The sequence below is a fragment of the Paraburkholderia sp. BR14320 genome, assembly GCF_040948665.1.
In the GTDB taxonomy this organism is placed as follows: Bacteria; Pseudomonadota; Gammaproteobacteria; order Burkholderiales; family Burkholderiaceae; genus Paraburkholderia; species Paraburkholderia youngii.
Window position 1 is genome coordinate 70,056 of sequence record NZ_JBFPKG010000033.1, and the last position, 19,305, is coordinate 89,360.

Annotated in this window: 19 protein-coding genes and 1 pseudogene; 5 read left to right on the forward strand and 15 right to left on the reverse strand. The window is 63.7% G+C overall.

The annotated features are described in order from the left end of the window. Nucleotides 1–102 precede the first annotated feature (102 nt). From waaC to waaA, 3 genes are all read left to right on the forward strand, one after another. The gene (waaC, locus tag AB3X89_RS26305; protein ID WP_368585902.1) at nucleotides 103–1,104 is read left to right on the forward strand and encodes a lipopolysaccharide heptosyltransferase I; all 1,002 of its coding nucleotides are present in this window, start codon (nucleotides 103–105) and stop codon (nucleotides 1,102–1,104) included. 80 nt (nucleotides 1,105–1,184) lie between these two features. Beyond that, on the forward strand, nucleotides 1,185–2,069 hold the full coding sequence (locus AB3X89_RS26310; RefSeq protein ID WP_368585903.1) for a Kdo hydroxylase family protein: 885 nt from the start codon (nucleotides 1,185–1,187) through the stop codon (nucleotides 2,067–2,069). A 97-nt stretch (nucleotides 2,070–2,166) separates the two neighbouring features. Beyond that, complete coding sequence (gene waaA, locus AB3X89_RS26315; protein WP_368585904.1) at nucleotides 2,167–3,480, forward strand: lipid IV(A) 3-deoxy-D-manno-octulosonic acid transferase; 1,314 nt, start codon at nucleotides 2,167–2,169, stop codon at nucleotides 3,478–3,480. A 55-nt stretch (nucleotides 3,481–3,535) separates the two neighbouring features. Here waaA and ureG (AB3X89_RS26320) read toward each other — a convergent pair. Then, nucleotides 3,536–4,015, reverse strand: a pseudogene (gene ureG / locus AB3X89_RS26320) (urease accessory protein UreG); the annotation flags it as partial. Between the two features lie 100 nt (nucleotides 4,016–4,115). Here ureG (AB3X89_RS26320) and AB3X89_RS26325 point away from each other — a divergent pair. Both AB3X89_RS26325 and AB3X89_RS26330 read left to right on the forward strand, forming a co-directional pair. After that, nucleotides 4,116–6,656: an N-acetylmuramidase family protein gene (locus tag AB3X89_RS26325; protein WP_368585905.1), complete on the forward strand. Its 2,541-nt coding sequence runs from the start codon at nucleotides 4,116–4,118 to the stop codon at nucleotides 6,654–6,656. Beyond that, nucleotides 6,653–7,147 (forward strand): hypothetical protein, encoded by a 495-nt coding sequence (locus tag AB3X89_RS26330; protein ID WP_368585906.1) that lies wholly within the window; start codon nucleotides 6,653–6,655, stop codon nucleotides 7,145–7,147. The genes AB3X89_RS26325 and AB3X89_RS26330 overlap by 4 nt, the downstream gene beginning before the upstream one ends. A 640-nt stretch (nucleotides 7,148–7,787) precedes the next feature. Here the strand turns inward: AB3X89_RS26330 and ureG (AB3X89_RS26335) are convergent. The 14 genes from ureG (AB3X89_RS26335) to urtB all read right to left on the reverse strand — a co-directional run. After that, complete coding sequence (ureG, locus tag AB3X89_RS26335; RefSeq protein ID WP_368585907.1) at nucleotides 7,788–8,450, reverse strand: urease accessory protein UreG; 663 nt, start codon at nucleotides 8,448–8,450, stop codon at nucleotides 7,788–7,790. Nucleotides 8,451–8,470: 20 nt separating this feature from the next. Continuing rightward, the gene (locus AB3X89_RS26340) at nucleotides 8,471–9,151 is read right to left on the reverse strand and encodes an urease accessory protein UreF (RefSeq protein ID WP_368585918.1); all 681 of its coding nucleotides are present in this window, start codon (nucleotides 9,149–9,151) and stop codon (nucleotides 8,471–8,473) included. After that, on the reverse strand, nucleotides 9,138–9,776 hold the full coding sequence (gene ureE, locus AB3X89_RS26345; protein ID WP_368585908.1) for an urease accessory protein UreE: 639 nt from the start codon (nucleotides 9,774–9,776) through the stop codon (nucleotides 9,138–9,140). The genes AB3X89_RS26340 and ureE overlap by 14 nt, the downstream gene beginning before the upstream one ends. Before the next feature lie 2 nt (nucleotides 9,777–9,778). After that, entirely contained in the window at nucleotides 9,779–11,485 is a 1,707-nt protein-coding gene (gene ureC / locus AB3X89_RS26350) for an urease subunit alpha (protein ID WP_368585909.1), read from the reverse strand. 87 nt (nucleotides 11,486–11,572) lie between these two features. Further along, complete coding sequence (locus tag AB3X89_RS26355) at nucleotides 11,573–11,878, reverse strand: urease subunit beta (RefSeq protein ID WP_013088655.1); 306 nt, start codon at nucleotides 11,876–11,878, stop codon at nucleotides 11,573–11,575. A 25-nt stretch (nucleotides 11,879–11,903) separates the two neighbouring features. Further along, complete coding sequence (gene ureA, locus AB3X89_RS26360) at nucleotides 11,904–12,206, reverse strand: urease subunit gamma (protein WP_008923043.1); 303 nt, start codon at nucleotides 12,204–12,206, stop codon at nucleotides 11,904–11,906. Between the two features lie 110 nt (nucleotides 12,207–12,316). Beyond that, nucleotides 12,317–13,129, reverse strand: coding sequence for a transporter substrate-binding domain-containing protein (locus AB3X89_RS26365; protein WP_368585910.1), 813 nt, complete (start codon nucleotides 13,127–13,129; stop codon nucleotides 12,317–12,319). 214 nt (nucleotides 13,130–13,343) lie between these two features. Next, entirely contained in the window at nucleotides 13,344–14,213 is an 870-nt protein-coding gene (locus tag AB3X89_RS26370; RefSeq protein WP_368585911.1) for an urease accessory protein UreD, read from the reverse strand. A gap of 73 nt (nucleotides 14,214–14,286) precedes the next feature. Beyond that, nucleotides 14,287–14,484, reverse strand: coding sequence for a hypothetical protein (locus AB3X89_RS26375; protein ID WP_368585912.1), 198 nt, complete (start codon nucleotides 14,482–14,484; stop codon nucleotides 14,287–14,289). A gap of 64 nt (nucleotides 14,485–14,548) precedes the next feature. Then, the gene (locus AB3X89_RS26380) at nucleotides 14,549–14,908 is read right to left on the reverse strand and encodes a hypothetical protein (RefSeq protein WP_368585913.1); all 360 of its coding nucleotides are present in this window, start codon (nucleotides 14,906–14,908) and stop codon (nucleotides 14,549–14,551) included. A 150-nt stretch (nucleotides 14,909–15,058) separates the two neighbouring features. Beyond that, nucleotides 15,059–15,751 carry an urea ABC transporter ATP-binding subunit UrtE gene (gene urtE, locus AB3X89_RS26385; protein WP_368585914.1) on the reverse strand — a complete coding sequence of 231 codons (693 nt, stop codon included), beginning with the start codon at nucleotides 15,749–15,751 and terminating at the stop codon, nucleotides 15,059–15,061. A gap of 50 nt (nucleotides 15,752–15,801) precedes the next feature. Continuing rightward, nucleotides 15,802–16,665: an urea ABC transporter ATP-binding protein UrtD gene (gene urtD, locus AB3X89_RS26390; protein WP_368585915.1), complete on the reverse strand. Its 864-nt coding sequence runs from the start codon at nucleotides 16,663–16,665 to the stop codon at nucleotides 15,802–15,804. A gap of 10 nt (nucleotides 16,666–16,675) precedes the next feature. Beyond that, on the reverse strand, nucleotides 16,676–17,866 hold the full coding sequence (urtC, locus tag AB3X89_RS26395) for an urea ABC transporter permease subunit UrtC (protein WP_368585916.1): 1,191 nt from the start codon (nucleotides 17,864–17,866) through the stop codon (nucleotides 16,676–16,678). Between the two features lies 1 nt (nucleotide 17,867). Continuing rightward, nucleotides 17,868–19,305, reverse strand: a 1,438-nt coding sequence (gene urtB / locus AB3X89_RS26400; protein ID WP_368585917.1) for an urea ABC transporter permease subunit UrtB, incomplete at its 5' end; no start/stop codon positions are given.

A 19,305-nucleotide genomic window follows, 5' to 3' on the forward strand; every position in this document is an offset into this window, starting at 1 on the left:
GTTGCCTTACCGCGCCGCGTTTTTCATGTCTTTGATATCCGACGCGCTAGAATTGCGGTCCTTTCAACGCATCTTCGAGCCGGATAGCCGGTTTTCCCACTCTTGAGCGCGCAAAAGATTCTGATCGTGAGGGTGTCGTCGCTGGGCGACGTCGTTCACAACATGCCCGTGATCGCCGATATCCGGCGCCGCCATCCCGACGCGCAGATCGACTGGCTCGTCGAGGAAAGCTTCCTCGGGCTCGTGGAGCTCGTGAGCGGCGTGCGGCGCGCGATTCCGGTGTCGCTGCGGCGCTGGCGCAAGCGCATCCTGTCCGTCGACAATTGGCGCGAGATCGGTGCGTTTCGGCGCGCGCTCGCCGCCGAGCACTACGATCTGGTGATCGACTGTCAGGGGCTGATCAAGACCGCGTGGGTCGCGAGCATGGCGCGCGGACCGCTCGTCGGGCTCGGCAACCGCACCGACGGCGCCGGCTACGAATGGCCGGTGCGCTTTTTTTACGGGCAGCGCGTGCCGATCGCGCCGCGCACGCATGTGGTCGAACGCACGCGGCAACTGGTGGCCGCGGCGCTGAACGATCCGCCGCCGCAACCCACCGACGACATCGACTTCGGTCTCGATACGGGCCGCGCCGCGCTCGCGCTGTCGCAAGCCAATCTGAATCTGCCGGTGCCGTACGTGGTGTTCGTGCACGCGACTTCGCGCGCCGACAAGCAGTGGCCCGACGCCGCGTGGATCGAACTCGGGCAAACGCTGGTGCGGCGCGGCGCGTCGATCGTGCTGCCGTGGGGCAGCGACGCCGAGCGCGCGACCAGCGAGCGGCTCGCGAAGGAGTTCGGCGCGGCCGCGATCGTGCCGCCGAAGCTGTCGCTGCCGGCGGTGGTGGGGCTGATCGATGGCGCGGCCGCGACGGTCGGGGTCGACACAGGTCTGGTCCACATCGCGGCGGCGCTGAAGCGGCCTACGGTCGAGTTGTACAATTTCTCGACCGCGTGGCGCACTGGCGGCTACTGGTCGCCGAACGTCGTTAATCTCGGCGCGGCCGGGCAGCCGCCCACGCTGCAGCAGGTCAAGTCGGCGCTGGCCGCATTTGGTTTGCTGTAACCCGGGCCGGCAGTTATCAGCACCTGCTGCAACCTGTCGGTGCGCTTCGCCTTGCGCACCCTCCGTTCCAAAGGGCGACCATGAACGAAACCCAGATCATCGAAGTAGCGAACGCAGACTGGCACGGCTGCAACCTGTCCGTGCCGCGCGAAACGCTGCTCGCCGGCGTCGAGCGCGGCAAGGTGCTGTACTTCCCGAACCTGCGCTTCGCGATCGACGGCGGCGAGCAGGCGCTGCTCGACCCGGCGCTCGCCGATCCGAACCGCAAGAACATCAGTCTCGAACCGAACGGCGGCGCGCTGCATGGCGTGGCCGGCGATGCGGTCACGCAATCGGCGGTGCGCGCGTTGATCGCGCGTTATCAGGCGAATGCGCGCACGCTCGTCGACGGGCTCTTTCCCGAGTACAACGGCAAGCTGCGCGTCGCGCCGACGAGCCTGCGGCTGCATCAGGTCGAGACACGCGAAACCTCGTGGCGCAAGGACGATAGCCGTCTGCACGTCGACGCGTTTCCGTCGCGGCCGAATTACGGCGAGCGCATCCTGCGCGTGTTCACCAATGTGAATCCGCACGGCGTGCCGCGCGTGTGGCGCGTCGGCGAGCCGTTCGAGGACATGGCGCAGCGCTTCCTGCCGCGCATCAAGCCGCAGATGCCGGGCTCCGCGTGGCTGCTGAACCTGCTGCATGTGACGAAGTCACCGCGCAGCGAGTACGACCATCTGATGCTCAATCTGCACGACGGCATGAAGGCCGACCTCGATTATCAGAAGACGAGCCCGCAGCAGACCATGCCGTTTCCGCCGGGCAGCGTGTGGGTGTGCTTCTCCGACCAGACCTCGCACGCGGTGATGTCCGGCCAGTTCATGCTGGAGCAGACTTTCTTCCTGCCGGTGAAGGCGATGGCGCAGCCGGAATGCGCGCCGCTCGGCATTCTCGAGCGCCTGAAGGGCAGGGCGCTGGTTTGAGCGCGGCGGTCGTTTCGAGGGCCGGGCAGGTGCCGGTCCGCATCGCGCGTATCAGCGTCGTGGACTTTGCGACGAAGACGAACCACGCGGAGCGCCGATGCTAAGAGCGATCTATCGCGCGCTCTGGTGGCTGATCGCGCCGCTTGCCGTGCTGCGTCTGTTGATCCGTTCGCGCAAGGAGCGCGGATATCGCGAGCATATTGGCGAGCGCTTCGGTTATTCGCGTGGACGCTTGCCTGAAGACAACGCGCCGTTGATCTGGGTGCATGCGGTGTCGGTCGGCGAGACGCGCGCCGCGCAGCCGCTGATCGATGCGCTGATGAAGGCGCGCCCCGACGCTCGCATTCTGCTCACGCACATGACGCCGAGCGGCCGCGCGACCGGCACCGAGATTTTCGGCGACCGCGTGTTGCGCAGTTATCTACCTTATGACATGCCGCATGCGGTACGGCGCTTTTTGCGCGCGTGGCGGCCGTCGCTCGGTCTCGTGATGGAAACCGAGGTATGGCCGACCTTGATCGACGAATGCCGGCGCGCCGACGTGCCGCTCGTGCTGACCAATGCGCGGATGTCGGCGCGTTCGTTCAAGCGCGCGGCAAAGTTCGGCGGCGCGACCAAGGACGTGTTCGGCGGCTTCGCGCGCGTGCTCGCGCAGAGCCCGTCCGATGCCGAGCGGCTGACCTCGCTCGGCGCGCGCAACGTCGCGGTGCTCGGCAATCTGAAGTTCGACATGAGCACGCCGCCCGAACTCGCGGCGCGCGGCCACGCGTGGCGCGCGGCGATCGGCACGCGGCCCGTGTGGGTCGCGGCGAGCACGCGCGAGGGTGAAGAGGCGCTGGTGCTCGAGGCGCTCGCCGCGCTCGGCGTCGACGATGCGCTGCTGATTCTGGTGCCGCGTCACCCGCAACGCTTCAATGAAGTCGCGGCGCTCGTCGAGAAGGCGGGGTTGCGGCTCGAACGCCGATCGAACTGGGCACCCGATGCGAAGGTCGCGTCGGCGGCGCGTACTGTCGACGATGGCGTGCCGCCGCTGCCTCGCGACGTGAACGTGCTGCTCGGCGATTCGATGGGCGAGTTGGGCGCTTACTACGCGGCGTCGGATCTTGCGTTTATCGGCGGCAGTCTATTGCCGCTCGGCGGACAGAACCTGATCGAAGCGTGCGCGGTCGGCGTACCGGTGCTGATCGGACCGCACGTTTTCAACTTCACGCAGGCCACCGCCGATGCGGTCGCGGCCGGTGCCGCCGTGCAGGTGCAGGACCCCGCCGATCTGGCGCGCGCGCTGCGCGAGCTATTCGGCGACAAGTCGCGGCGGCTCGCGATGGGCGGTGCGGCTGCCGCGTTCGCGGCGAGGCATCGCGGGGCGACGGCGAGGACGGTGGATGTGTTGGCGGCGTTGTTGCCGGAGTAGGGATTAGCAGCGTGGCGTGTAAAGACGACACCACGCGCATTCCCAAATCCTCCCCTCACACCTTCAACAACCCCTTCTTTTCAATAAACTTCACCACTTCGTCGAGCCCCTCGAGCGCCTTCAGATTGCACATCACGAAGGGCCGCTCGCCGCGCATCTTCTTCGCGTCCGACGCCATCACGTCGAGGTTCGCGCCCACCAGCGGCGCGAGATCCGTTTTGTTGATCACGAGCAGATCCGACTTCGTGATGCCGGGTCCGCCCTTGCGCGGGATCTTCTCGCCACCCGCCACGTCGATCACGTAGATCGTCAGGTCCGACAACTCCGGGCTGAAGGTTGCCGCGAGATTGTCGCCACCCGATTCGATGAACACGATGTCCGCGTCCGGAAAACGCTTGAGCATGCGCTCGACCGCTTCGAGGTTGATCGACGCGTCCTCGCGGATCGCCGTGTGCGGGCAGCCGCCCGTCTCGACACCCATGATGCGCTCGGCCGGCAGCGCGCCCGCGACCGTCAGCAGACGCTGATCGTCTTTCATATTAGTGTTTGTATGAAATCAGAACTTGGCTAATTGACGATGCTTGTTTGTCCGTCATATTCGTGCGGTCCTTCTCATCCAGGAGAGCACCGAATCCATGACGAGCAAACCGGCACCTCACCGCCCGCAGACGCCGCAACCTCCCGTCCTCAAACAACTGGCCTTTGCCTTTCCCTTTCTGCGCAAGGCGCAAGGCAATGCCAGTGCATCCACCCGTTTCACCGACGAGCACGACATTTATCGCCTTCTTGCCACGAACGAGCCGTCCGGCGCGTATCTCGTCAGCCGCAAGGGCATGTGGCACGGTGGCATCCACTTCACGGAGGCGGGCGCGGGGCAGGCGCTCGACCTCGACGCGGGACTACGCTGCATCGCGGACGGTGTGCTGATCGCGTATCGCGCCAACCAGGACTATCCGGTCAGCGAGGCAAGCGTGGACGGCAGTAACGTGCCGCTTCGGGCTCCGTACAGCACGGGCTTTGCCCTGGTGCGGCACGAGATGGAGTTTCCGCGCGGCACGAAGCTGACGTTCTACAGCCTGTACATGCACCTGATGTCCAACGCTGACTATGACAACTTCCCGAAGCGGCAGAAACCGGCGTACTGGTCGCGGCAGTGGCAGGTGACGCAGTTTGCGCAGGACAGGCCACGGCCGGGTCGCAGTGGGCAGGTTGCGGATCCGTCGCAGGTGGGTCTGCCTGTGCGCAGGACGCCGAACGGCCCCATCGTTGGCATCGTGCCGCAGGGGGCAAGTGTCAGCATCGGCAAGACTGACACGGTGCATGGTGCAACGTGGGGCCAGCTAACGGACCTGAACGGAGCAACGCTGTATGCGCCCGAGGCGGGCGGCTACGTCGCAGCTTCCGCGGCGGTGGACGGATGGATTTGCCTGGGCGCGCAGAATGGCGGGCCGGTCGCGAAAGAGCGGATTCCGGATTCGATGTTCGACCGGGTGATTGTCACGACGAACCGGAGGTGCAGCGCGGGCGATCCGCAGGGGACCGCCGGTGGATTTCCCGTCAAGGCCGGTGACCTGATCGGCCACCCTGGCCGCTATGACTCGCTGAACGCATGTACGAGCGGAACGCGGATGGCGCACATCGAGGTGTTCTGCGGCGAGGGCATCAGGCAGTTCATCAAGTCCGGACGCGACTGGGTTCGGGCCAACTGTGCGCACGAGGACCGGTGGAGCGAGCTGGGCCTGTCACCGGAGCCCACCATTCTGCGCGTGGCGCGTGGAACGACCCTCTACCATGACCATGCCAATGGGCGATCCGGCAAGGACCCGAAACAGACCGATGTGGTCCAGGCTTATCGATTTGCCGCGCTGCCGCAGGATGACGGTCACGTGTTCATGGAACAAGACCCAGGCAGCGACGGGACGAAACGGCGCTGGTGGAAGGTGGACAGCGCGGATGTGCGAGGCAACCCTATTCGCGGATGGGTACGTGAGCAGAGCTTCGAGGGCGGTCGCGTGACGCGGGAGTTTTCGCAAAGCTGGATCGACTTCGAGTGTTACGACGAGGACCACGATCCGACGCACACCATTTTTGCAACCACGGGCGACTATGTGGACTATGCGCTTCGCACTGAGGCATCCGGTGCCGGTTCACTTGGCAAGCTAAGCCCACTGATGGCCGCAATCTATCGCGTCCGGTATCCGGGCGGTGACGGTCTTTACGCGGCGGACGAGCTTTGCAGCGGGGGACAAAGCCCTCAGCGTTCCGGATTTCCGTGGGCCGCGTTTCGCGCATCGCGCCTCATCGCGAAACACGAAAGTGAATGGGCCAATCCGGCGAAGTGGCAGGCGCTGGTCAGTGCCATCGAAGAGCGCACCGGACACAGGCCTGAGCATGAAGAGGAGAAGAAGCGCATCGCGAAGCTGGTGTGGTGGGACGAGGTGGCGGCGGGCGTTCCTGGCTTCCCCGGATCGGATGTGTATCACATCAATCCGATCGGGCTGGTGGGGAATTTTGCGCGGAGAGAGGCGCATCCATTCATTACCATTCAGGGTCAACGAATCGAACTGCAGTTTTTGTGGAAATACAGTGGTCAGTCGCTTAATGAAAGAGACTACGCAGAGGCGGCTACAGAACTGGGCTGTCACTCGCACGCAATAAAGGCTGTTGCAAAAACGGAATCCGGTTCGTCAGGCGCCTACTTCAAGCCAGGCCAAGATTTGGCTTCAGGGGATGATCTGGTGCCAGCCATTCTCTTTGAGCGACATCTATTTCATCGTGCTACCCATGGCAAATTCGATCAAAGCCATCCTCACATTTCCAATCCCACACAAGGGGGCTACGGAATCAAGGCAATTCAATATGAGAAATTGATGGAAGCTTACGCACTTGACCAAACCGCGGCATTGCTCTCCGCATCCTGGGGACGATTTCAGATATTGGGGAGCAACTTCAAGGCCGCGGGCTTTCAAAGAGTGCAAGACTATGTTGCATCGGTAAGTCAGTCGGAATCTAATCAACTTAGGGCGTTTGTCTCATTTATAAAGGCGGATCCGATTTTAACGAAGGCCATTTGCAATGAGGATTGGCACGCGTTTGCAGTTCGATATAACGGGCCCGCCCAGCAGGGCTATCATGCGACGATCGCGAGAAATTATCGGGAGTTAGGTGGAAAATGAGATTGATAAGATACTGGATTTGTATTGGGATTTTTTTTGCAAATGCAACTTGCGGGGATGCTTTTGCTGCCCGTTCGCTATGCGCTCCGGAAGAATCAGTGATTTTCTCCTGTGCAACTAGAGAATCAAAGAAGATCGCTTTGTGTGTGGATAAACGAACAAAGATAATGACATATCTGTTTGGAGCGGTTGGAAATATAGAGATGGCGTACTCCGCAAACGAGGCGAGCGAGAATGGCTTTACTTATAATCATTATTTCCGGGCAGATGTTGATTATGCGCGAATTTCTTTCGTGAAGGGGGGGTATGAGTATTCGGTGTTTAGGAGTTATGATGCAACTGAATCTCGGGTTCCACGTTATGGAGTTGCCGTTGCTCGTCGTGGAGGCGATGAAGTGCAGATTAAATGCCAATCTAAAGTGGTAGATCATCTCTCAAAGGTTATTGATCATTTGAAGTGCGATGCGAGTAGCGCACTAGGGTGCTCTTGATTTTCAACTCAGCTGTCTAGCTCGCTGCGACCGTCGGTCGGCACTGGGAGGGATATTTTTGGATGACAGACGCGTATCACCATGACGGCCCAGTCAGGCTTACGGCGGAGAGGAAAATTCGGAGCTCAAGGTATGCCAGTATTCGATCTTGTCTTGAATAAGGTATGTTCTAAAGTGGCGACTGAGGGTAGCCAATGAAAGCGATGCTGCTATTTCTTGGGCGGCCTGTGCAACCTGTTTTTGCATACGCTTCCCGGCCTCTTGCATTCGCGGTAAGTCAAGACCTTGGGCCGGTCCCGCAAGTAATTCGCTCAACCATGAATCAGAGATCTCCTTCAAACCTTATGGATCGCTGAATTGCAAAATGTAGAGAAAAAATTGCGCTGTCATAGGTTGGTCTCATATCTACATGGTTTGTCGCGACTAGTGAGGCCTGTAGATTGGGGGCGACACTTGGTCCCACATGGCTAGCGCCAAAACCGTCAAAAGGCGATCCTCACTCATGGCTTTCGACTGGTGACTCAGGGTGGCGATTGCGAGGAAGTCACGCGGAGGCTTTATTGGCATTGCCTCGATTCCGGAATGGCCGAGGAGGCTATACGTAAGCGATATTCTTTTGACGAGAATAAAAATCCTCCCCTCACACCTTCAACAACCCCTTCTTTTCAATAAACTTCACCACTTCGTCGAGCCCCTCGAGCGCCTTCAGATTGCACATCACGAAGGGCCGCTCGCCGCGCATCTTCTTCGCATCCGACGCCATCACGTCGAGGTTCGCGCCCACCAGCGGCGCGAGATCGGTCTTGTTGATCACGAGCAGATCCGACTTCGTGATGCCGGGTCCGCCCTTGCGCGGGATCTTCTCGCCGCCCGCGACATCGATCACGTAGATCGTCAGGTCCGACAGCTCCGGACTGAAGGTTGCCGCGAGGTTGTCGCCACCCGATTCGATGAACACGATGTCCGCGTCCGGAAAACGCGTGAGCATGCGGTCGACCGCTTCGAGGTTGATCGACGCATCCTCGCGGATCGCCGTGTGCGGGCAGCCGCCCGTCTCGACGCCCATGATGCGTTCGGCCGGCAGCGCGCCCGCGACCGTCAGCAGACGCTGATCCTCTTTCGTATAGATGTCGTTCGTGATCGCGACGAGGTCGTACTGGTCGCGCATCGCCTTGCAAAGCATTTCGAGCAGCGTGGTCTTGCCCGAGCCGACCGGGCCGCCGACGCCCACGCGCAGCGGCGGCAGCTTCTTGGTGCGGGTCTGGGTCGAGATATGGGGAGCCGGATGATGAGGTGCGTTCATGATGGATCGTGGGAATCGTGTTACGAGCGGAAGAGCCGCGAATACTGCGACTCGTGGCGCGCCGACAGAATGCCGAGCTGCGGCGCGAATGTGTTGAGATCGTCACGCGAAATGGCGAGCGCGCGCGAGACGGCCGCATCGAGCGGTTCGCGCAGCGCGACGATGATGCGCTGCCCCGCGAGCTGGCCGAGCGGCACCGCCTTCAACGCGGCGGCGGCCTGGTTCTCGACCCAGCTGAACGCATAGGCGGCGAGCGCGGCATCGGTGGACGCATCATGCGCGTAGGCGGCGAATGCGAACGCGCTCGGCTGCGCGAGCGGCGTCAGCGACGCGAGCGTTTCGCGCCTCGCTGCATCGCCCCATTCGAGCGACACGCACAACTGCCGCAGCGACCAGCCCATCTGCTCGGTTTCGCGGCGCAGTTCGGCGGACTCGCGGCTCGCTAGAAATTCGGCGTTGGCGTCGGCGAGTTCGACCGCGTCGTGCGTGCGCCAGCGTTCGATCTGCTGCGCGAGGAACGGCAACTCGCCGCGCGCGAGCACGTCGGTCAGCCCGCGTTCGATCCACGTGCGCGCGGAGTCGGCGTCGGTGATGAGTTGTGCTTCGATCGCCGCTTCGAGACCCTGCGAATAACTGAACGCGCCGATCGGCAGCGCCGGCGACGCGAGATGCAGCAGCGCGGTCAGTTCAGCGATGCGCATGGTGGTGATGCGAGTGATGCCCATGTCCGCACGATTCGTCGTGCACGTGGTCATGATCGTGGTCCTGCGAGTGCGAGTGCGAAGAGCCTTCATGCGCATGCTCATGCCCATGATGCTCACCAAACACCTGCTGCGCGATCGCATAGTCCTCGGCGAAAGTCTCATCGTGCCCGTGCTTGTGCCCACCGCCATATGCGCCGGCCTCAGGCTGAAACGGCAGCGACACCCGCTCGAGCGTCGCGCCGATGCGTTCGAGCATGTCGGCGAGCACCGGATCGTATTCGAGCTTCAGATAATCGGCGCCCACTTCGACCGGCGTATGACGATTGCCGAGGTGATACGCGGCACGCGTCAACGTCAACGCGTCCGAAGCGCGTACCACAAGCACCGCTTCGTCAGCCGCAACGACACGCACGAGCCCGCCATCATCGGCGACGAGCACGTCGCCATCGCGCAGCACGGTGCCGCGCGGCAACAGCAAGGCAATTTCCTCGCCGTTATCGAGCGTCGCGGCAAGACGGCTCTTGCGACGTTCATCGAATGCGAGCGTCAACGTCGGCGCTCGCTTGACGAGTACGGGCGCAATCTTCAGATGCGGCGCGAGAAGTTTGTTCAGTGTGCGCATGATCAGAACAGGAAATAGCGTTGCGCCATCGGCAGCACGGTGGCCGGATCACAGCTCAGCAGCTGGCCGTCGGCGATCACCTGGTAGGTTTCCGGATCGACGCTGATGTTCGGGCGCCACGCGTTGTGAATCATGTCGGCCTTCGTCACGTTGCGGCAGTTTTTGACCGCGACGATGCGCTTTTCCAAACCATAGCGTTCGGCGACGTTCGCATCGGCGGCGAGTTGCGACACGAAAGTCAGCGACGTGCGACCCAGCGCGCCACCGCGCGTCGCGAACATCTCGCGATAATGCACGGGCTGCGGCGTCGGAATCGATGCATTCGGGTCGCCCATCTGCGCCATCGCGATCATGCCGCCCTTCAGGATCAGCGACGGTTTGATGCCGAAAAACGCCGGCTCCCAGAACACCAGATCGGCCCACTTGCCCGGCTCGATCGAGCCGACCTCGTGCGCGATGCCGTGCGTGATCGCCGGATTGATCGTGTACTTCGCGACATAGCGTTTCGCGCGGAAATTGTCGTGACGCGCGTTGTCCTCGGGCAGCGCGCCGCGTTGCACCTTCATCTTGTGCGCGGTCTGCCACGTGCGGATGATCACTTCGCCGACCCGGCCCATCGCCTGCGAATCGGAAGACAGCATCGACAGCGCGCCGAGATCGTGCAGGATGTCCTCGGCCGCGATCGTCTCGCGGCGAATCCGCGATTCGGCGAATGCGATGTCTTCGGCAATCGACGGATCGAGGTGATGGCACACCATCAGCATGTCGAGATGCTCGTCGAGCGTGTTGACCGTATAGGGCCGCGTCGGATTCGTCGACGACGGCAGCACGTTCGTTTCGCCGCACACCTTGATGATGTCCGGTGCATGTCCACCGCCCGCGCCTTCGGTGTGATACGTGTGGATCGTGCGGCCCTTGAACGCGGCCACCGTCGTTTCGACGAAGCCCGCTTCGTTCAGCGTATCGGTGTGGATCGCGACCTGCGTGTCGGTATCGTCGGCGACGGAAAGACAGTTGTCGATCGCCGCGGGCGTCGTGCCCCAGTCCTCATGCAGCTTCAGGCCGATCGCGCCCGCGGCGATCTGCTCGGTCAGCGGTGCCGGCTGGCTCACGTTGCCCTTGCCGAGAAAGCCGAGGTTCATCGGATAGCCGTCGGCCGCTTGCAGCATGCGCTCGAGATGCCACGGCCCTGGCGTGCAGGTCGTCGCATTGGTGCCGGTCGCGGGGCCGGTGCCGCCGCCGAGCATCGTCGTCACGCCGCTCGCGAGCGCTTCCTCGATCTGCTGCGGGCTGATGAAGTGGATGTGCGTATCGATGCCGCCCGCGGTCACGATCAGCCCTTCGCCGGCGATCACTTCGGTGGCCGCGCCAATCGCGATCGTCACGTTCGGCTGGATGTCCGGATTGCCGGCCTTGCCGATCGCCGCGATGCGGCCGTCCTTGATGCCGATGTCGGCCTTCACGATGCCCCAGTGATCGAGGATCACCGCGTTCGTCACGACGGTATCGACGACTTCGGCATGCACGCGCTGCGACTGGCCCATGCCGTCGCGGATCACCTTGCCGCCGCCGAACTTGACCTCTTCGCCGTAGGTCGTGAAGTCGCGCTCGATCTCGATCAGCAGTTCGGTGTCGGCGAGGCGCACGCGGTCGCCGGTGGAGGGGCCGAACATCTCCGCGTACGCGCGGCGGCCAATGCGTAGTGTCATGGTGTGGGTCCGGAGTGAGCTACAAGCGGGCTACAAGCAACGCAAGGCGGAGCAGGGCGGTCGAAACGCGAGGGCGCGGGCAGCGCATCACAGCTTGCCCATCACCTTGCCGTTGAAGCCGTACACGACGCGCTCGCCCGCCAGCGCGACGAGTTCGACCGTGCGCTCCTGGCCGGGCTCGAAGCGCACCGCGGTGCCCGCCGCGATATTCAGGCGAAAGCCGCGCGCCGCTTCGCGATCGAACGACAGCGCGTCATTCACTTCGTAGAAGTGGTAATGCGAGCCGATCTGCACGGGACGGTCGCCGGTATTCGACACGACCACCGTGACCGTCGCGCGGCCCGCGTTCAGTTCGTGCTCGCCGTCGTCGATGAGGAGTTCGCCGGGAATCATGGGGCCTGCCTTGACGAAGAGGAGTTCAGGGAATCGGATGATGGACGGTGACGAGCTTGGTGCCGTCGGGAAACGTCGCTTCGACCTGGATGTCGGGGATCATTTCGGGCACCCCCTCCATCACGTCGGCGCGCGTGAGCAGCGTGGTGCCGTAGTGCATCACCTCGGCGACGCTCTTGCCGTCGCGCGCGGCTTCCATCAGCGCGGCGGTGATGAAGGCGACCGCCTCCGGATAGTTCAGCTTTAGGCCGCGCGCGCGGCGCCGTTCGGCGAGCAGCGCGGCGGTGAAGATCAGCAGCTTGTCCTTCTCGCGAGGTGTCAGCTTCATCGGGGTGTGGGTCTCGGCGTTGAGGTGTCGTGGCGGCGTGCTCGTCGCGCCATCAGCCGGTCAAGGTATCAAGCCCGGCTAACGGCGCGCTTACAAACGCGCTTGCACGATTACAGGTCGGCGGGCAGTGGAGCGCCGAACCACTTCTTCGACATTGCACCGAGCGTACCGTCGTGTTTGGCCTGCGCGATTGCGGCATCGACCTTCTGTTGCAGGCGCGGCTCGTTCTTGTTCATGCCGACGAAGCAGGGCGAGTTCTTGATCACGAACTTCGGTTCCGGACGGCGCGACGGGTTCTTCGCGAGGATCGCGGCCGCGACGATGTTGCCGGCCGCGATCAGCTGCACCTGGCCGGACAGGAACGCGGCGATCGTCGCGTTGTTGTCCTCGAAGCGTTTGATCGTCGCGTTCGGCGCCATTTGTGTGAGACCGATTTCCTCGAGCGCGCCGCGCGTTGCGCCGACCGTCTTGCCTGTCAGATCGGCGGGAGCGCTCACCTTGATATCGGCGGGACCGAACACGCCCTGGTAATACGGCGCGTACGCGCTCGAGAAGTCGATCACCTTCTCGCGCTCAGGCGTTTTGCCGAGCGACGAGATCACCAGATCGACCTTGCCCGTTTGCAGATACGGAATGCGATTCGCGCTGTTGACCGGCACCAGTTCGAGCTTCACGTTCATCGCTTTGGCGAGCAGCGCGGCGGTGTCGATGTCGTAGCCCTGCGGCTTCATGTCGGGACCGACCGAGCCGAACGGCGGGTAGTCCTCGGGCACGGCGACCTTCAGCACGCCGGCCTTGGCGATGTTGTCGAGCGTGTCGGCGTGCGCGGCGCCCGCATGAAACGCGAGGTCGGCGAAGATGGGCAGGGCGAGTAGCGCGGCCAGCAAGGCGCGGCGCGCGGAGCGGGACAGAGTGCGGGTCATTGGCGTGAGCGTGGTGGTGTCGTTGGAGTCGGGTCGTGGTTGGCTTCTTCGTGTCCGGCCGCGAAGTGGCGAATCCAATGCAAGCTGTGTGCCATCGTGCATCGCCCCGATTGGGCGGCACGCTGCGCCGGTTCGCGCACATGCTTGGGGCGTGCGCGTGCGCCGCCTTGGTGCGCGAGGAGGGCAATGAAGACGAAAGCGGGAAGCCGCGCTCTCAGGTCGACCAGATCCGCAACGGCACCGCCGCGACACCATGCACGACCGGCCGCAACTGCAGCCAGCAGCGCGTGAGCGCGTGCTGCAGCGTTTCCATCGAGCGTGACACCGCGCGCACGAGCAGTACGCCGTTGGTCACGCACGAGGCTGCCGCTCGCAACGTGTCGTCGAACGGCAGTTGCGCGGTGAGCGACTCGGCGAGCGCGTCGTCGCAAGCAGCGCCTACGGCCCACAGCGTGCCGTAGGCCGGAAAGCCCGCGAGGCCCTGCGGCGCGTCGCGCAGCGGATCGTCGGCGCTAAGCGTCGCGCGTTCGAACCACAGCGGCTCGCCATTCGCGCCGACGATACGCGACACCGCGCGCAAGCTACCCGCCGACCAGCGTTCGCCGGCCGCCTGGCGTCCGAGCTGCGTTGCATCCCAGCCGATCGCGCTCGCGCCGGCGCCGAGCGTCAGCGAAAAATCGAGTTGCGCATTCGCGTGATCGAACACGATGTTGTTCTGCGGCAGCCAGTCGAGCTTCGCCTGTTCGCCGACCTGCAGCGCAATGCGCTGCCGCGCCGCGCGGCCGTTCGACTTGTACCACTTGGTTGCGCCCGGCGTCGTCAGCACCGCATGCGTGTGCGCGCCGAGGGTGATGTCGATGTCGAGCTGATCGCCACCCGCGACGCCGCCGGGCGGATGCACGATCACCGCGTGACAGATCGCCGGACCTTCCGGATAGAGCGGCCGTTGCACGCGCAGCGGCCCATCGTGCAGCCGGTGCGCAAGCGTCGTGCGAGCGTCGCCGCCGACGAAGCCGAGTTCGAGTCGCGCGCGCCACGGTGAGTGAGCGGTGGCGAGCGTGGCGTGGTTTTCGTGGAGCGACATGCGGATGAAAGGGGGAACCGGCGTGCGGCGAGGATAGCACGCGGGTCGCGGCGCGAGAGCCGCGCGCTAGCGACTACGACGCAGTGTCTTCAGGCGAGGCCTCGGTCACCGACAGCACCTTGATGCCCTCCCACTGCGGATGCAGCAGCCGGAGCAACGCGACGATAGCGCGCGGGGTGTTTTCCTGGACGGTCAACGAGTCGCTGCCTGTCTCGATTGCTTTTTTGCCATGTCGGCAGTACTGATACTCGACGTTAACCGTCACGGACATGCTTTTCTCCCTTCTCTTCTCTAACGATGTTGTGTTGCTAACCCGGGTTTTACAGCGGCAGCGTCTAGCGCACGCGGCTCGGCGCGGCGTGATCGTCCACGCCGCGTTCCGCGCGATTGATGAATCCGCAGTCGAGCAGGAGCTGACAGAAAGCTTCCGGCGAACACGACGGACCGGTCGTCTCAGCCATTCTCGCGAGGACGTCCTGGAACGACGCGAGCACGTGCCAGCTGTCGTAGTACGCGTGCAGCTGGGGCGCGAGTTCGTTGCCGAGCTTCTCCCAGCGCACCGACAGCATGCCGACCGTACCGCCGCTGTCCACCTCGAATAAACCAAAGGTGACCGCCGACACCACGTTCATCACCCTGCAATAGGAGGCTGGGTTTCTGTAAAACTCGCGTCTGACCTGCTTGTTGTCGTCCATGGTGTCCACCTGTCGAACCGTTGCGGCGCTGCCTAGCCTGTGTAACGGTTGCGCGGCGGATAACTTGAGCGGTGAGCTTCAGTCGCGTTAGACGGGGCCGACGGCGCGGGCCGCAAGCTTTCTAACTGCTGTCGCAGATTGAAAAAATGCTTACACGGCAATCAACCCCCGCACTCCATCGGCATCCATGTTCGCCCCTTCGCCGCCCGCGATGATTTCGCCGCGACTCATCACCCAGTAACGATCGGCGATCGCTTTGGCGAAGTCGTAGTACTGCTCGACGAGCAGCACCGTCATGCCCATGTCCTCGACGAGCTGCCGCAGCGTGCGGCCGATGTCCTGAATGATCGACGGCTGGATGCCCTCGGTCGGCTCGTCGAGGATCAGCAGTTGCGGCTCGCTCATCAGCGCGCGGCCGATCGCGAGCTGTTGCTGCTGACCGCCGGACAGATCGCCGCCGCGCCGGTTGCGCATGTCCTTAAGCACCGGGAACAGCTCGTAGATGCGCTCGGGGATTTTCTTCGGCGCTTTTCTGCTGGCGGCGCCCACCAGCAGGTTTTCCTCGACCGTCAGGCGCGGAAAAATATCGCGGCCCTGCGGCACGTAGGCGAGCCCCTGGGCGACGCGAGCATGTGTGGGCAGTTTCATCAGCGGTTCGCCGCGCCACGCGATCGCGCCGCTTTTCGCGGGCACGACGCCCATCAGGCAACGCAGCAGCGTGGTCTTGCCGACGCCATTGCGCCCGAGCAGCACCGTGAGCTTGCCGTCGGGCACCGTGAGTTTCACGTCGCGCAGAATATGGCTGCCGCCGTAGTACTGGTTCAGTCGGTCTACTTCGAGCATGTTTCAGTCATCCTGTCGGGTTGACGATGCGGTACCGCCTTGAGCTTCGATCAGCGGCCGAGATAAGACTCGATCACGGTCTCATCGCGCTTCACTTCGTCGAGCGTGCCGTGCGCGAGCACGCGTCCTTCGGCCATGACCGTCACCTTGCCCGTATCGCCCGCGAGCGCCGCGACGAACTCCATGTCGTGCTCGACGACCATCATCGAGCAGGTGCCGCGCAGGTGGTTGAGCAATTCGGCGAGTTGCATCGTTTCGTCGTCGGTCATGCCGGCCGCGGGTTCGTCGAGCAGCAGCAGCGCAGGGCGTTGCATGAGCAGCATGCCGATTTCGAGGCGCTGCTTCTGGCCGTGCGATAGCTCTCCGGCGAGCCTGCGCGCTTCGCTTTCCAGTCCGATCAGCGCGAGCGTTTGCTCGATGCGCGCCTGCGCGTCTCGATCGAGCCGTGCGCGCAGCGACGCCCACCAGCCTTTGTCGGTTTTCATCGCGAGTTCGAGGTTTTCCCACACCGGATGCTGCTCGAACACGGTCGGCTTCTGGAACTTGCGGCCGATGCCGGCGCGCGCGATCGCCGGTTCGTTCATCCGCGTCAGATCGATCGACTGGCCGAGAAACACCTTGCCTTGATCGGGCGCGGTCTTGCCCGTGATCACGTCCATCATCGTCGTCTTGCCCGCGCCATTCGGGCCGATGATGCAGCGCAGTTCGCCCGCGTCGATCGCGAGCGACAACGCGTTGAGTGCGCGAAAGCCGTCGAAGCTGACCGTCACGTCTTCGAGGTACAGGATCGTGCCATGCGATACGTCGATCTCGCCGGGCACGACCGTGTGCCCCATGCTCGCGACGCCGCTCAGCGAGCGTTCCGCCGGTGCTTCGGGCAAATCCAGATCGGGAACCATCGGGTTTTCGTTCATCAGCGGTTCCTCAGCGGTTTCTTTTGCGCGTCAGCAGATCGGCGAGACCCATGATGCCGTTCGGCAGCAGCAGCGGCACCAGCACGAAGATCAGGCCGAGAAAGAACAGCCAGTATTCGGGGAAGTTCGCCGTGAAGAAGCTCTTTGCGCCGTTGACCGCGAACGCGCCGATGATCGGCCCGATCAGCGTGCCGCGTCCGCCGACCGCGACCCAGATCGCCATTTCGATCGAGTTGCCCGGCGACATCTCGCCCGGATTGATGATGCCGACCTGCGGCACGTACAACGCGCCCGCGATGCCGCACAGCACCGCCGACACGGTCCACACGAACAGCTTGTACGCGAGCGGGCTGTAGCCGAGAAACATCAGCCGCGTTTCGCCGTCGCGCACCGCGGTCACCACGCGGCCGAGCTTCGACGTTACGATCGCGCGCGCGCCGAGGAACGCGGCGATCAGCACCGCGAAGGTGATCAGCAGCAACGCGGCGCGTGTGCCCTGATGCGTGATCGGAAAACCGCCGATGCGCTTGAAGTCGGTAAAGCCGTTATTGCCGCCAAATCCCGTTTCGTTGCGATAGAACAGCAGCATCGCGGCGAAGGTCATCGCCTGCGTGTTGATCGACAGATACACGCCCTTCACGCGCGAGCGGAACGTGAAGAAGCCGAATACCCACGCGACCACGGCCGGCACCAGCACGACGAGCAGCAGCGCATAGCCGAGATGCTGCGTGCCTTGCCAGTACCACGGCAACTGGTGCCAGTCGAGAAACACCATGAAGTCGGGCAGATCGCTGCCGTACTTGCCGTCGTGACCGATCGCGCGCATCAGGTACATACCGATCGCATAGCCGCCGAGCGCGAAGAACAATGCGTGGCCCAGACTCAGGATGCCGCAGTAGCCCCACACCAGATCGAGCGCGAGCGCGGCGATCGCATAGCACATGAACTTGCCGGTCAGCGTCATCGCATACGCGGACAGATGCAAGGCGCTCGTCTGCGGAATCACCAGCGCGGCGAACGGCACCCCGAGGCCGAACGCGATGATCAACGCGATCAGCGCGAGCCACGCGCGACGCGACAGCAACGCGGGCCGCGGTGGCAGACCGAGCGCAAAGCCGGTGTTGAATTCGCGCGCGGCGCCTGCCCCCGCGCGCGACGACGCGGCTGAAGAAGGGTTCGACGACGAAGTAGCCGATGTCATCTCATGCCTCCGCGCTGCGGCCCTTCAAGGCGAACATGCCCTGCGGACGCTTCTGGATGAACAGCACGATCAGCACGAGCACCGCGATCTTCGCGAGCACCGCGCCCCAGAACGGTTCGATCGCCTTGCTGACGAGCCCGAGGCCGAAGCCGCCGAGCACGGTGCCCGCAAGCTGGCCGACACCGCCGAGCACGACCGCCATGAACGAATCGATGATGTAGCTCTGGCCTAGATCGGGCCCGACATTGCCGATCTGCGACAGCGCGCAGCCGCCGAGCCCCGCGATGCCCGCGCCGAATGCGAACGCATACGAATCGACACGCGCGGTTTTCACGCCGACGCACGCGGCCATGCGGCGGTTCTGCGTGACCGCGCGCACGAACAGACCCAGGCGCGTGCGCGTGAGCACGGCCCACGCGATCGCGACGACGATCAGCGAGAACGCGAGAATCGCGAGCCGGTTGTACGGCAGGATCAGGTTCGGCAGCACGGTCACGCCGCCGCTCATCCACGACGGATTGACGACCTGGACGTTCTGCGCGCCGAACAGCATGCGGGTCGCCTGAATCAGGATCAGGCTCACGCCGAAGGTGGTCAGCAGCGTTTCGAGCGGGCGGCCATACAGGTGCTTCAGCACGAGCCGCTCGAGCACGATGCCGGCCAGCGCGGCCGCGACGAAGGAGGCCGGTATCGCGACGAGCGGATACCAGTCGAACGCGTTGGGTGCAAAGCGCTGAACGAGGTTTTGCACGACGTAGGTCGCGTACGCGCCGATCATCAGGAATTCGCCGTGCGCCATGTTGATCACGCCGATCAGGCCATACGTGATTGCGAGGCCGAGCGCGGCGAGCAGCAGCACGCTGCCGAGCGACAGCCCCGCGAACAGCGTGCCCGCGATCTGGCTGCGGCGCTGGATCGCATCGAGCTCATCGATGCCGCTTTGCGCGGCCGCGCGCACGCGTTCGTCGGTTTCGGCAAATGTGCCGTCGGCTTTCTTCGCGACTAGCGGGCGCAGCAACTCGTTCATATCGAGATCGTGACGCGCGGCGACCAGTTGCACTGCTTCGAGACGCTTCGAAGGGTCCGGGTCGTGCAATGCGCTCATCGCCCACAGCGTGTCGAGACGCTTCTTCAGCGCGGGATCGGTTTCTTTCGCGCGCGCCGCGTCGACGAGCGGTTTGATCGATGGATCGGGGTTTTTTAGCAGCGCATCGATGGCGGCTGCGCGTGTCGCCTGGTCGGGCGACGCGAGTTGCAGACCCGACAGCGCGCCCGCCACTTTCGAGCGCAGCAGGTTGTTCAGCGTGACGGGTTGCGCGTCGCTCGCTGCGACCGGCTGGCCGGTGACGGCATCGCGGGTGGCGTCGCCGTCCTGCAGCAGTACCGCGCCTGAGTCGGTGGCGAGCGCGCTGTCGTCGGCGAGGGCCTTCAGCACCGCG